At 51.8% G+C, this 13464-nt stretch carries 10 protein-coding genes; all 10 read right to left on the bottom strand.

Annotated features, from left to right (window positions below; translation table 11 throughout):
- Positions 1–120: 120 nt before the first annotated feature.
- On the bottom strand, positions 121–2868 hold the full coding sequence (locus MKZ07_RS33135) for a GH36-type glycosyl hydrolase domain-containing protein (protein WP_036697756.1): 2748 nt from the start codon (positions 2866–2868) through the stop codon (positions 121–123).
- Positions 2869–3475: 607 nt separating this feature from the next.
- A complete protein-coding gene (locus MKZ07_RS33130) occupies positions 3476–3670 on the bottom strand; it encodes a hypothetical protein (RefSeq protein ID WP_036697757.1) in 195 nt (64 codons plus the stop codon).
- A 198-nt stretch (positions 3671–3868) separates the two neighbouring features.
- Positions 3869–5293 (bottom strand): type I glutamate--ammonia ligase, encoded by a 1425-nt coding sequence (gene glnA, locus MKZ07_RS33125; RefSeq protein ID WP_036697759.1) that lies wholly within the window; start codon positions 5291–5293, stop codon positions 3869–3871.
- Positions 5283–5486 carry a hypothetical protein gene (locus MKZ07_RS33120; protein ID WP_036697762.1) on the bottom strand — a complete coding sequence of 68 codons (204 nt, stop codon included), beginning with the start codon at positions 5484–5486 and terminating at the stop codon, positions 5283–5285. Before MKZ07_RS33120 ends, glnA begins: the two co-directional genes overlap by 11 nt.
- A gap of 89 nt (positions 5487–5575) precedes the next feature.
- Positions 5576–6622: a 3-deoxy-7-phosphoheptulonate synthase gene (aroF, locus tag MKZ07_RS33115; protein ID WP_036697765.1), complete on the bottom strand. Its 1047-nt coding sequence runs from the start codon at positions 6620–6622 to the stop codon at positions 5576–5578.
- 364 nt (positions 6623–6986) lie between these two features.
- Positions 6987–7943 carry a 4-hydroxy-3-methylbut-2-enyl diphosphate reductase gene (locus MKZ07_RS33110; protein WP_036697796.1) on the bottom strand — a complete coding sequence of 319 codons (957 nt, stop codon included), beginning with the start codon at positions 7941–7943 and terminating at the stop codon, positions 6987–6989.
- A gap of 57 nt (positions 7944–8000) precedes the next feature.
- Entirely contained in the window at positions 8001–9449 is a 1449-nt protein-coding gene (locus tag MKZ07_RS33105) for a sensor histidine kinase (protein WP_036697768.1), read from the bottom strand.
- 1 nt (position 9450) lies between these two features.
- Positions 9451–10137, bottom strand: a complete 687-nt coding sequence (locus MKZ07_RS33100) for a response regulator transcription factor (RefSeq protein WP_036697771.1) — start codon at positions 10135–10137, stop codon at positions 9451–9453.
- Between the two features lie 130 nt (positions 10138–10267).
- On the bottom strand, positions 10268–11917 hold the full coding sequence (locus MKZ07_RS33095) for a S1C family serine protease (RefSeq protein ID WP_036697774.1): 1650 nt from the start codon (positions 11915–11917) through the stop codon (positions 10268–10270).
- Between the two features lie 264 nt (positions 11918–12181).
- Positions 12182–13393, bottom strand: coding sequence for an MFS transporter (locus MKZ07_RS33090; RefSeq protein WP_036697777.1), 1212 nt, complete (start codon positions 13391–13393; stop codon positions 12182–12184).
- Between the last annotated feature and the right edge of the window lie 71 nt (positions 13394–13464).

The raw sequence follows: 13464 nt of genomic DNA, 5'->3' as shown, positions 1-13464 counted from the left end.
TTGGACACAGCACATCCTATCATAGCATTTCCAGGTCCATTCTATACGGTATATTTGGATATTGAAAAGCCTGCTCTGCGCGGACCGTCAGAGCAGGCGATAGATTTCAGCAGCTCCGGCTTAGGCCAGTTCTACCTCCAGCAGATGAATTTCTCCTTCAGCCAGTTCTGTCAGCAGGCTGCGTGGAATCACAGCGCCCTCTGAGCCGCGCTGAAGCGTTACCTCAGCCCCGTTCAAGCGGACTGCGTGTATTTGATACTCTCCGTACTCCGTGCTTCCAGAAGCCGTATAGACGACTTTCAGCTCACGTCCGGCAAAGATAGTTTTGATCGAGGCGCTCTTATTGCCGTCAAACTGTTCTTTCACCAGCTTCGGCTGCAGCAACAGGTCACCGAGCTTGCCTTTGACGCCAAATACTTCAGTCACCATCGTCAGGAGCAGCCAGCTTGCCGAGCCTGTCAGATACGTGTACATTCCTCTGCCCTGCTCGTTGATATATTCCGGAATTCCGGGATACATCCGGCTGACCTCGAAGTTCGCACTCAGGTTATACAGCGAATTCAGCACCTTACGGCCTTCTTTGACGTATCCGCGCTTATATAGCGCATTGCCGTACATAACGGTCATGTGGCTGAACATCGCTCCGTTCTCCTTGTGTCCGAAGGCGAAGCCGAACGCCCGGCCCAGATTCTGCTGAATGCCGCCGAAGTTGCTGTTCAGACGGTAGCCGATTTTCTCATCGTACAGATTGCGCTCTACCGCAGAGATGATTGCTGGAATCTGCTCTGGAGCAGCCGCGTGGCCGAGGAGCGGGAAGACCTGTCCAGTAAGCGTCATCCGTGTGCTATCAGCCCATTCCCCTTCTACACGTTCACCGTCATTATTATAATAACCGTTGAACCAGCCGTCGCCATATCCGCTCTCTACCCATTCATTGCGGCGCAGGTGATCGAAGATCCATTCCGCCTTACGGGCGAGATCTGCTGCAACCTCTTCAAGCTTCAGCACAGCTCTTACTCCGCTCACCTTATTCGGCGCAGCAGCATAGAAGCGGCTGAGCAGCTCATGCTTGGCCGTCACCGATTCATAATCGACAGCTTGGCCGAGCGAGTCAAGCAGCAGCACCATCTCTTCGGCCAGCTCCAGCGTATCTCCGCCCGTCCGTTCTTTCAGGGTAATCAGCAGCTTGGACAGATCCAGCAGGTTGCTGGCATAGAAGGCTGTGAAAGTAACACTTTCGCCCCGCTGTGCAGCCATATCGAGGCCATCGTTCCAGTCTGCTCCTTCCAGCAGGATATTGTTATGCTCACCCACATTGAAGAAAGGAACCAGATTCTGCAGCAGGATATGCTCCAGAATAGTACCTGTATATTCTTCGCCCGCAGTTGTCCGCAGACTGCTTCCTGCCCCCGGCTCCCAGGAGGCATCGCGGTCTTTACAGCGGTTCATGAAGGTATCACGGAAGTAGGTCTGCTCCTGCAGCAGGAAGTCCAGATCCCCGCTCTGATCCAGGTATAGCATGGTAGTCAGGAACGGCCACGCGCCATGATCCATCCAGACCCGTGGAATATTGTTACGGTCGGCAATGAATTCGCCCGGCTGCTGCCCGATGATCGTCGCATTGCTGCCGTCAATTCGAACTCCGGCATAGTTGTTCAGCAGCAGGCTGCGCACATCCGCAGGTTCCATGATCAATAGAGCCAGGCAATCCTGCCAGAGATCGCGCCAGCCGCGTCCCCCTCTGCCATAATCGTGGTAAGGCAGGAACGAGTTGCCGTATAGTCTGCGCAGCACCGGCTGCAGCGTCACCCATTTCATCCATTCGTCAGCAGCATGATCTCCGGTATGGAATTCTACCGTATTGACTTTATCCGCCCAGAAGCGCTTATTCTCTTCAAGCAATGCGTCAAAAGCCGCAGCCGAGCCATATTTGGCCATCAGCGCCTGCACATCAATTCTATCATTGTCAATCGCCATGACTACGACATAAGAATGGCTCTGACCCGGCTCCAGAGTAATCGCGGCGAACCGCAGTCCCCCCAGCGCCTCATAACCTTCCCAAGGCACTCCTCCGTCTTCGCCAATCGGCGGCGCCAGATTGTTCACGACCGCTTCCGGCCAATCCAGACTTCCGCCCTCGCCGATGAATTCCTCCTGGACAGGGAATAATCCGGTTGGCAGCGCTCCACCCTCTCCAGCCCCGAATACCCCGTACGAAGTATGATTCACCCGATGGCCGCGTTCGTCGAAGGACAGGGCAGGCTGCACCTCTACGCCATAAGCCGAAGTATAAATCCGGTTCAGCAGCGAAGTCACATGCCGGTGATCGCGCAGATCGTCCGCAGAGCGCGCATATAGCGGAATAGCTGCAGTAGGTGTCAGCGTAAGCACCTCTGTACCGCTGTTCGTAAGTACCACCTTCATCAGCTCAACCTTGTCGCTGCCGCAGGGTACGAAGCTTGTGATCTCCGCTCTCAGCCCCAGCTCCTTACTCTCCCGCGTCACCCGATGCCACAGAAGTCCTGCCTCCAGCAAGGATTCATCTGCCGCTTCGCTATAGAATGACGCATTCTGCCGTGCAGAATTGCCCGCAGCCGACCAGGCGCCTTTGCCTTCAATGTATACCCAGAAATTGCGCGAGGCGCGGGAATTATGCAGATCCTCCACCGAGATCGGCGGTGTCAGAAAGGTATTATGGCCCGAGGTGGCCTGACCATGCAGCTTAGGACTGACCGAAGACATCATGCCCCCTTCATTAACTAGCGGAAAATATAAAAAGCTGCTACGGTCCGGCTGTTCCAGCCGAAAATCCCCGTTATTCCCGGTAAAGCTCCAGCCTGTTCTTGACACCTTTGATTGATCCTTCAATACATTCATCCTCCCTGTTCCCTGACAGCAGATCTCTTCTTGTTTGTGTAAGGCTACATAATCGCATAACTGCATAACTGCATAACTGCATAATCGCAAAATCCGAAACCGTTTTCCGAAATCGGTTTCGATTTCATTATCACACCGTCATTTCCCTTTGTAAAGCGTTTTTTTATGACCTTTAAGCAGAGTATGATGTGTAAATCTAATACTCCAAAGCTCAAATCGCCTTATAAATATGTTACTTAATTACAATAATACTATTTAAGTAACGAAACTTTACGAAAACACAATATAAAGCTATTTGTAACAAGTGCAAATGAGCTTCCACCTTTACTCAACTAGCAAATATTCACTGAATTCAGGTGCACCAATGCCCCACATTCAGCTCATTTGCCCAATATTGCCGAATTCAGGTGCACTTGTGCTCTTCATTTAGCTCGTTTGCCCACTTTTTCCAGATTCAGGTGCACTTGTGCTCTTCATTTAGCTCGTTTTCCCACCATTCGCCGAATTCAGGTGCACTAATGCTCTTCATTTAGCCCATTTTCCCACCATTCGCCGAATTCAGGTGCACTAATGCTCTTCATCATTACTCCCAATCAGTTTAATCAGTAGCAGCACCAACAGAGGGAATTATCCCTTTTATTTTAGCTTCCAACCAACTTTTCGCTGAATCTGAGGGATTTATCCCTTTCATTTCACCCATTTGCCAACTTTCAGCTAAATCAAAGGGATTTATCCCTTTTTTCTCAACTTCTAGCCAACTCCCACCTAAATTAGAGGGATTTATCCCTTTCACCTTTCTCCTTTCTCCTTTCACCTTCCACCTTTCACTTTTCACTTTTCACTTTTCACTTTTCACTTTTCACTTTTCACTATTCACTTTTCACTTTTCACCTCACCCTCCAGCACGAAATTGCCACACGCAAAAAGCCCCCAGAATCAATGATTCCAGGGGCCCTTCTAACCTACTATATTCACATTAGACTAGCTTATCTTATACGTCGAAGTACAGGGAGTATTCATGCGGATGAACGCGGATAGCAACAGCTTGAGCTTCGGAACGCTTCAGGGCGATATAGTTATCGATGAAGTCCTTGGTGAATACGCCGCCCTCAGTCAGGAATTCGAAGTCAGCCTCCAGTGCATCCAGTGCTTCGTCCAGGGAACCTGGAACGCTGCGGATCTTCTCTTTGTCTGCATCAGACAATTCGTAGATGTTCTTGTCCAGCGGACCATAACCCATTTCTTCAGGGTTGATCTTCTTCTTAATTCCGTCCAGACCAGCCATCAGCATAGCGGAGAAGGCCAGGTAAGGGTTAGCAGTGGAGTCCGGTGTACGGAATTCGATGCGACAGCCCTTAGGTGTCACAGCAGCAACCGGGATACGGACAGCAGCGGAACGGTTACCCTTGGAGTAGACCAGGTTGACTGGTGCTTCATAGCCAGGAACCAGACGTTTGAACGAGTTGGTGCTTGGATTCGTCAGCGCGATCAATGCAGGAGCATGATACAGGATACCGCCGATGTAGTGCAGCGCCATTTCACTCAGGTTGGCATATGCGCCTTTTTCGTAGAACAATGGAGCATCGCCGTTGAAAATCGATTGGTGAACGTGCATTCCGCTACCGTTATCACCGAACAGCGGTTTTGGCATGAAGGTGGCTACCTTGCCGTATTGACGTGCAGTGTTCTGCACAATGTATTTGTAAGTGAGGAGATTATCAGCTGTTTTCTTCAGGGTGTCGAAACGGAAGTTGATTTCCGCTTGGCCTGCTGTTGCTACTTCATGGTGATGACGCTCGATTTCGAGGCCGGCTTCACCCAGCAAACGGCACATTTCACTGCGGATATCCTGCTGGGAATCCACTGGAGCTACAGGCACGTATCCGCCCTTCACGCCAACCTTGAAGGCCATGTTGCCGCCTTCTTCCTTGCGGCCAGTGTTCCATGCTGCTTCCTCGGAATCCACGTAGAAGGAGGAAGTATTCATTCCGCTCTCGTAACGTACATCGTCGAAGATGAAGAATTCGGATTCAGGTGCGAAGAATGCTGCTGTACCTACACCGCTGGACTGCAGGAATTCTTCAGCCTTCACTGCGATACCGCGCGGGTCGCGCTCATAACGTTCGCCATCAGGTGTGAAGATGTCGCACATAATGTTCAGCGTAGGATGAGCAGTGAACGGGTCAATGTAAGTGGTGCTTGGATCAGGCATCATTACCATATCCGACTCTTCAATCCCCCGGAAGCCGGTAATGGAAGAACCATCGAATGCTACTCCATTTACAAAGGTTTCTTCTTCAACTGCGGATGCTGGCAAAGAGATGTGGTGAGCACGTCCACCCAAATCTACAAACCGGAAATCCACCCACTCGATATTGTTTTCCTTGATCGTCTGCAATACTTTTTCAACCGACATGCTTAATTCCTCCCCAGATTCCGAACATTAGGCCGCTCATCGTATCAAATGTTCTTGTTTTTATTTTTTTGCTGTCGTCATTATAAATCGCATACCTAACATCGTCAATGCTTATGTCAGGTATTTCTTGCGACAATGTAAGATATTCTGACGCTTTGGTGAAAATACCAATTTCATCCGGATTCCATGTCACCTTTGTCCCCTATGCAGCAAAAACAGCCCTCATCCTCCAGCCTGAAGCGGGAGAAGAGAGCTGTTCAATAGTCATTTATACGTTGAAAATCATACTACAGGCGAAGCCTCCAGAGACGGAGAGAACTTGCGGCCCACCAGCGGTGCCAGCTTCTCCAAATCCCGCAGCAGGCTGTCGAATTGCTCAGGGAACAGAGACTGCACGCCATCACCGGTCATGGAGTTATCAGGGTCGGTATGCATCTCGATAATCAGACCGTTGGCGCCGGCAGCAACAGAGGCCTTGGCCATAGGGGCTACCAGTTCACGGCGTCCGGTACCGTGGCTCGGGTCAGAAATTACTGGCAGATGGCTGAGGTTCTGCAGCACAGGAATGGCCGACAGATCCAACGTGTTGCGCGTGTAGGTCTCGAAGGTACGGATGCCGCGCTCGCACAGCATGACATCCCGGTTGCCCCCGGCGAGAATGTATTCCGCTGCATTCAGCAGCTCATCATAGGTCGCACTGAACCCGCGCTTCAGCAGCACAGGACGGCCGCAGGTCCCCAGCTTGCGCAGCAGGTCAAAGTTCTGCATGTTGCGCGTACCCACCTGCAGAATATCCGCGTGCTCGGCACAGATATCTACGTATTCCGGCGTCATGACCTCAGTAATGGTCAGCAGGCCGTGACGTTTGCCGGCTTCCGCCATCATCGTCAGCCCTTCCACGCCAACCCCCTGGAAGCTGTAAGGTCCGGTACGCGGCTTGAAGGCACCTCCGCGCAGCACTTGTCCGCCTGAAGCCTTCACCAGCCGGGCGATCTCATCGATCTGCTCCGGAGATTCCACGGCACACGGACCGCCCATAATAACCATGTTCTCTCCGCCGATCTTCACTCCGCGGATATCGATAACCGTATCCTCCGGATGGAAGTCGCGGCTTGCCAGCTTATAGGATTTGGTAATCTTAACTACATTCTCTACGCCCTTCATCTGGCGCAGATGCTCGGCAAGCTTCGGAGTGACGCCCCCGACCAGTCCGATTACGGTATGGTCAGCCCCTACAGAGAGGTGGACCTGCAAGCCTTCCTTCTCAATCACGGCAATAATCTCATTCACCTGTTCCTGAGGTGTTTGGTTTGATGTAATAACGATCATATGATAGCTCCCCTTTTGAACCCGTATTAGTGTTGTTGGATAGACCGGCACACTGCTGATGATTCCCTAATTCCCCAATTCACTATCTCGCTACGACGCGTGTATGCTTTTAAGCACTAAAGTGATTTTATCGCATATTCCCCTTTCAGTCAACCATTATTCCCCCGTTCCGTGTGAACTCTATGTGGCAAAACAAGTGGAAACGGCATTGCGGTCCTTTTAAAGGACGGTACCTTTTCGGCGAGAAAGATAAGGATAATTTTAGCGCGAAGCATATACATTCTTATCTTTCAAAAAAAGCAGCACAGCCCTTTCAGGCCGTACTGCCGGTTAATCGCTATGAGTTCATCGTGATTCAGAGCTGTCAGCTGGTGCTTGCTGTCTTATTCTTCACCGGAGGCAGAAGCTTCGCCATATTGACCGTGCGCTTGATCTCCCAGGTCTCCGGCTTCGCTTCATCATACTGCTCCAGATAATTAATAACTTCCTTGGTGATCGGTGTCGGCGTAGAAGCGCCGGAAGTCACACCTACCTTGGTGATTCCCTTCAGCCACTCCGTATTCAGCTCGGAGACGTCAGCAATCCGGTGAGCCGGGACGCCGGCAATCTCCTCTGATACCTGCGCCAAGCGGTTTGAGTTATTGCTCCGAGGATCACCCACCACAATAACCAGCTCACACTGGCCCGCCTGCTCAGCAACAGCTTCCTGCCTCACCTGCGTAGCCATGCAGATCTCATTATGAACCTCAGCGCCGGGGAAAGTCTCCAGTAGCTTACGCATAATATGCTTAATATCCCACTGGCTCATTGTGGTCTGGTTGGTAATGACAATACGTGAGGAAGGGATAGATAGGCCGGCAATTTCCTCTTCCTTCTCGATCAGATGGACATGCTCCGGCGCAATTCCCACCGCACCTTCAGGCTCCGGGTGGCCTTTCTTGCCGATATAAATAATCTCACAGCCCTCTTCTACCTTTTCCTTGATGAGGTCATGCGTCTTGGTCACATCCGGGCATGTGGCATCCACCGTGGTCAGCCCTTTGGCACGTGCCATCTTACGGACCTCGGGAGATACCCCGTGCGCTGTGAAGATGACTGTTCCCTTATCTACTTTATCTAGAATATCCAGACGGTTATGCCCGTCCAACGTAATGATTCCGTCATCCTCGAAGGAGTTCGTGACATGGCTGTTGTGCACAATCATGCCCAGTATATAAATCGGCCGGGGCAAATCCAGATTCTGCGCAGCTTGCCGTGCCATCACCATAGCATCGACGACGCCATAGCAATAACCCCGGGGAGAGATTTTGATGACTTCCATGAATTCACCGCTTTCTGCTGTCAATGACTGCTGTAATAGGAGCCCCTCAATTATACCCTATTCCAGAGGCGGGGCAAAGAGCAGCGGCAGCCAGATCACAAAGGTAGTCCCTTCCCCCTGACGGGTAACCACCTCAACAGAGCCTCCATGCTCCTCAATAATCCATTTGGCAATGGACAATCCGAGCCCGATACCTTCCGTAATTCCTCTGGATTCATCTGCTCGGTAGAAGCGGTCGAAGATATGCGGCACCTCATCTTTGTCCATCCCGATTCCCGTATCGGCAATGCGGATTCCCACTTGATTCTGATACAGCAATGCATCCAGCGTAACCTCACCGGCCGGGGTATATTTGAACGCATTGTCAATGAAAATAAACATCATCTGCTGCAGATAATCCTTATTGCCCAGGATATACTTACCGTTCAGATGGCCCATCTCACCGACAGACCACTCTGCTTCACGCGTCAGGAAGGACGCGCGGCGGGCCACTTCAGTCATCATCGGCTCCAGCGCTACCGGCTCGATCTCGAAGGTCCGGCCGGTATCCGCCCGGGCTAGGGAGAGCATATCCGCTACCAGACGGCTCATGCGTGCCGCTTCATCAGCGATATCCTTCACCGATTCAATCGAGAGCTGGCGGACATCCGCCTCGGACATCCGGCTGTCATCCGGCTTCATCTCCCAGACCTTTTGCAGCAGATCAATATTCCCGCGGATGGTTGTAAGCGGTGTCCGCAGCTCATGCGAAGCATCAGAGACGAAGCGGCGCTGCGTGGCATAGGCCTCCTCCAGTCCCGTATAAAAACCCTCCATCCGCCCGAGCATACTATTCACCGTCTCGATCAGCCGCCCGATCTCATCCTGCGGACCGTCATATACGATCCGCGAGCTGAGGTCCGTTCCCGTCTGAATCCCGTTCGCAGCTTCAATGACCTTGCCAATCGGACTCATCGCCTTGCGGGCCAGGAAGAGGCCGAAGGTGAAGGCTGCGAGCAGGGTAGCGAAGGAGCCGGCCAGCAAAATATTCTTCAGCCGGTTCAGCAGGGTGACCTGCTCACCCGTATATACGGCAACCTGGAGGACAGCAGGGAAACTGCTGTTATTGAGATTGATGTCGAAGCCCTTCTGATAGATCAGAAAAGGATTGCCGCCATAGCTGGCTTGCAGGAACCCCTCCTCTCCGGGGAGATCCTCCTTGGCGGGTACCTTGAACTTCAAGCTGATCTCGGTCATGTTCGGACTGGGGATCAGTCTGTCCAGATCATAGATGTACATCTGGGCGAACAGACTTTGGCCCGCAGGTCCGCCTAGCACCGGCTGCAGCGAGCCGTCAGAGGTCAGCCCCTGCTTCAGTTCAACCTGATGGGACTGGTTCAGGAGCCGGCTTTTCAAATCGCCATACGTATTAATATAGACAAAGCCGTAGATTACGGCCGACAAGACCAGCAGCATAACGGCAAGAATCCCTGAATACCAGGCAGTAAGCCGCAAACGTATGGACATATTAGTCACCTCTTAGGATGTAACCGGCTCCCCGGATCGTCTGAATCAGTCGCTTGCCGCCATGCTCCTCCGTCTTCTGGCGCAGCATTGCAATATATACCTCCAGGACATTCGATTCCCCGCTGTAATCATAGCCCCAGATCTTATCCATAATGAGATCGCGGGAGAGCACCCGCTTCGGATTCTGCATGAACAGATGCAGCAGCTCGAATTCCTTCGCTGTCAGCTCCAGACGCCGTCCGGCGCGGGTCACTTCCCGGGAATCCACGTCCAGCGTAATATCCTCATAGGTGACCGCCTGATCCGTGCTTCCGCCCTGCTCGCTTTTGCGCCGGAGCAGCGCCCGGACTCTGGCCAGCAGCTCCTCCAGTGCAAACGGCTTCACCAGATAATCATCTGCCCCGAGGTCCAGCCCCTTCACCCGGTGCTCGATTTCATCCTTGGCGGTCAGCATCAGCACAGGAACACTGCTTCCGCCCTCCCGCAGACGGCGGCATACTTCGAACCCGTCCACCTGGGGCATCATAACGTCCAGAATGACCACATCTGGATCACTATTCAGAACGGCACGCAGCCCGTCTGCACCGTTGGACGCGGTCTTGACATCATACCCTTCAAAAGCCAACCCGCGTCGGAGCATAGAGGTTATTTTCTCATCATCATCAATTATCAGTATATTCGGTCGCATCCGGCAGCCCCCATTGTCTCATTTGTATATCTCTATTGTATCAGATGCACCAGTCTCTCCGCATCCGTTCACGAACAGCACAGAGCGGAAGGGTTGCCCCTTCCGCTCTGCCGCTCACCGCCTAGTGTGCTTATTGCTTCTGAGTCTGTGCAGTCTCGAAATCATTCTTATTGCCGATCGTTACCGGCAGATCCAGCTTCTTACCGTCACGGACCACATTCAGAGTCGCCTTATCGCCTACCTTAAGCGTCTGGATGTAAGTGATCAGATCCTGGCTGGTAGCGTAGCTCTTTCCGTCAATTCCTGTAATGATATCGTAAGGACGCAGATCCGCTGTATAAGCAGGAGATTTGAAGACAATTTCAGCCACTACAGAGCCTTCTTTAATTGTTGTCCCCATTTGCTTGGCAACTTCATCGGTAATCGTCATAAGCGTGGCCCCAATGAAAGGTACCGGTTCCTTAGGAATTTCCTGATTGGCTTCAAGCTTATCTACAACGCCTTTAATGGTATTTACCGGAATCGCAAAGCCGATACCCTGAGCGTCTCTGCTTACTGCAACGTTCATACCGATAACCTGGCCGTTCATGTTGAGCAGCGGTCCGCCCGAGTTCCCCGGATTGATCGAGGCGTCGGTTTGCAGCAGATTTTTGTAGGTTTTTGTACCACTGCCGTCTTCTTCGGCAATATCAATACTGCGGCCTCTGGCACTGAGCACCCCGGTTGTCACTGTATGGTCGAAGCCCTGCGGGTTACCGATCGCCACAACCTCAGAGCCTACCTTGATGTTGTCAGAATCGCCAAGCGCCACAGACGGGAAGTCCGATCCTTCAATCTTCAGTACGGCGAGATCGAGATCCTTGCTGGAGCCCAGCAGCTTCGCTTCGTAAGTCTTAGTATTGCCGTCCACCGTAACCTGAATCACATCGGCATTATCAACAACGTGCTGGTTAGTCAAAATGTATCCGGCAGAATCATAGATGAAGCCAGTCCCGATTCCGTAAGGAACCAGCTGCGGGGAATCCGAGTTGTTCGATGGAGTCTGTGATTCCGAATTATTCGAACCGGAACCTCCTCCGCCGAATTGATCACCGAAGAAGAACTGTGAGAACGGATCGCTCATATTCGGGCTGCTGCTTCTATTCCGTGAGTTGTTTGATTTCACCAGCGTCTCAATTTTGACGACTGCCGGCCCTACCCCTTCAACTACGCCGGACACATCTCCTGAGCCGGTGACCAGCGCCGCTGCGGAGGTGGAAGGTGTAATATTAGCATTGCCGTTAGCCGTCTTCCCCGCCGGATTCAATGCAACCGTGGTTGCCTCCTGGCCTCCTGTGAACCAATTCCCCCGGTCTGCCATGAACATGGAGCCTGATAAGACCACCATTCCGGCGAGAAAAGATACCAGTACCGCCTTCACCGGCTTCTTCGGCTTGCGGTTGTACTGCCAGCCGTTGCCCCCCTCCGGAGGATTGCCGCCCCGTCCGCCGTTCCCGTCATTCCCTGTGGTGCGGAGCGAGGTGTTATACGGTAAGGACTTCACCGGCTGTGGCGGTGTAACCTCAACCCGCTCAGGTTCGCGGCGGTTATAGTGCTGCGGGTCATTGCCGTTCATCTCATCATTGTTCAGGGATTTGAAAGGTCCGTAAGAATAATAGTAGGAGCCGCCTTCTGCGGATGAATTAGTGCTGTTATCAGTATCAGTATGATTATTGTCCCATTCACGATCTGGTCCCGGTTCATGATCACGATTGAAATTGTTGTTTTTGTTATCGTCCATGTTTACTTTCCTCCCGCGCCTTGCCGTGTCAGGCAAAGTGTTATTTGTTTTGATGTCCTTATTTTGTACTGTAAACCTTAAGGTCACATTAAAAACAATTTAAGCGGAGATAAAAAGATAACAAGACGATAATGGATCGTTGATTAATCAAACAGATCTTCTACAGTACGGATAGGCTTCACTTCCATTCGTTCTTTGAATGCTGCCATATGAAAGTAGGCGGCCAGCCAGATGATTGCGCAGATAAGAATATAAGCCATCAGTTTATTCCCTCCCTAACATGGATTGGCCCAGCAGCCGGTTCACCCGCTCTGCACTGCAGAACATGAAGATCAGTAGCGTAAGTACAGCAAAGGGGAATACGGCAATGCTGGTGCCCACGGATAAAAGTCCAAATAACGGCGGAATTAACGTTGTCCCCGTATAGGCTACCGCCATCTGATACCCGATTAAGCGGGCTGAATTCTCCTTGCCGAACCGGGCAGGCGTCTCATGCAGGAGACCCGGATAAACCGGTGCGAGGCCCAGACCAATCAATATCAGTCCTGCAAGTGAAAGGGCCGGATGGAACGGGATTACAAGAATAGCTCCGCCTATAAGGGTCACCAATTGACCGTAACGGATAAGAAGGCGGTTATGGACTTTTAACGTGATGAAGCCGGTTATCAGCCTGCCAATTGTAATACCCGCGTAGTATACGGAGATCCATACCGCTGCTGTATCTGGTGAAACTCCCCTTGCGCCTACCAGATAACTGGCGCCCCATAGTCCAACCATTGCTTCTATTCCGCAGTACAACAAGAACGTCAACAGAGTAGGCTTAACGCCCCGCAATCGGATAGTGTTCGCCTGCGACTTACGGTTCACTGCAACTTCATCTGGAAGATTGCCGCTAAGCGCTGCGGAAGGCTGAGGCTCCCGCATGGCAGCAACCTTTTTCCATAGCGGAAGCGTCACTAACAGAATCATCGCGAATCCGAACTGAATGATGGCAACCACCGCATATCCTCCTCTCCAGGACTGGGCGTGTACGAGATTGACTGCCATAATCATGGGTCCCAAGGTCGCGCCCACGCCCCAAAAGCAGTGCAGCCAGCTCATATGATGAGCCTTGTAATGTTCAGCCACATAATGATTCAGTGCCGCGTCTACTGCACCTGCCCCAAGACCTAGCGGAACGGCCATTATAATGAACCACAACACGGATGGCGATACGGAGAATCCGAACAATGAGGCGGCGGTTAAGAGGCAACTGACAAAGGTAATTCGTCCTGTCCCCAGGCGCTTCACTATGGTATTGCTGAACAGACTGGACACGATGGTCCCTCCGGCAATAATCATGGAGATGATTCCCGCCGACCCCAGCGATGAACCCATCTCCGGCCGGATCACGGGCCACGCAGAGCCAAGTAAAGAATCGGGAAGTCCCAGACTAATAAAAGCCAGATAAATAATAATCAAAAAATACGTAGACAAAGATATTCCCCCTAAAACGCTTAATAAATAAACTTTATAAAGTATATATACTAAGTATGTGCTCTCTCTTA

The sequence above is a fragment of the Paenibacillus sp. FSL P4-0338 genome (assembly GCF_038002365.1).
Classification (GTDB): Bacteria; Bacillota; Bacilli; order Paenibacillales; family Paenibacillaceae; genus Paenibacillus_AQ.
Note: the sequence above shows the minus strand (reverse complement) of the source record. Positions and strands in the feature narration are given on the sequence as shown.

What these genes read in the sequence shown, in the direction of transcription:
- MKZ07_RS33100 (WP_036697771.1), bottom strand. Translation starts at nt 10,137, where the DNA reads ATGCGACCGAATATACTGATAATTGATGATGATGAGAAAATAACCTCT.
- glnA (WP_036697759.1), bottom strand. Translation starts at nt 5,293, where the DNA reads ATGTCGGTTGAAAAAGTATTGCAGACGATCAAGGAAAACAATATCGAG.
- aroF (WP_036697765.1), bottom strand. Translation starts at nt 6,622, where the DNA reads ATGATCGTTATTACATCAAACCAAACACCTCAGGAACAGGTGAATGAG.
- MKZ07_RS33105 (WP_036697768.1), bottom strand. Translation starts at nt 9,449, where the DNA reads ATGTCCATACGTTTGCGGCTTACTGCCTGGTATTCAGGGATTCTTGCC.
- MKZ07_RS33095 (WP_036697774.1), bottom strand. Translation starts at nt 11,917, where the DNA reads ATGGACGATAACAAAAACAACAATTTCAATCGTGATCATGAACCGGGA.
- MKZ07_RS33110 (WP_036697796.1), bottom strand. Translation starts at nt 7,943, where the DNA reads ATGGAAGTCATCAAAATCTCTCCCCGGGGTTATTGCTATGGCGTCGTC.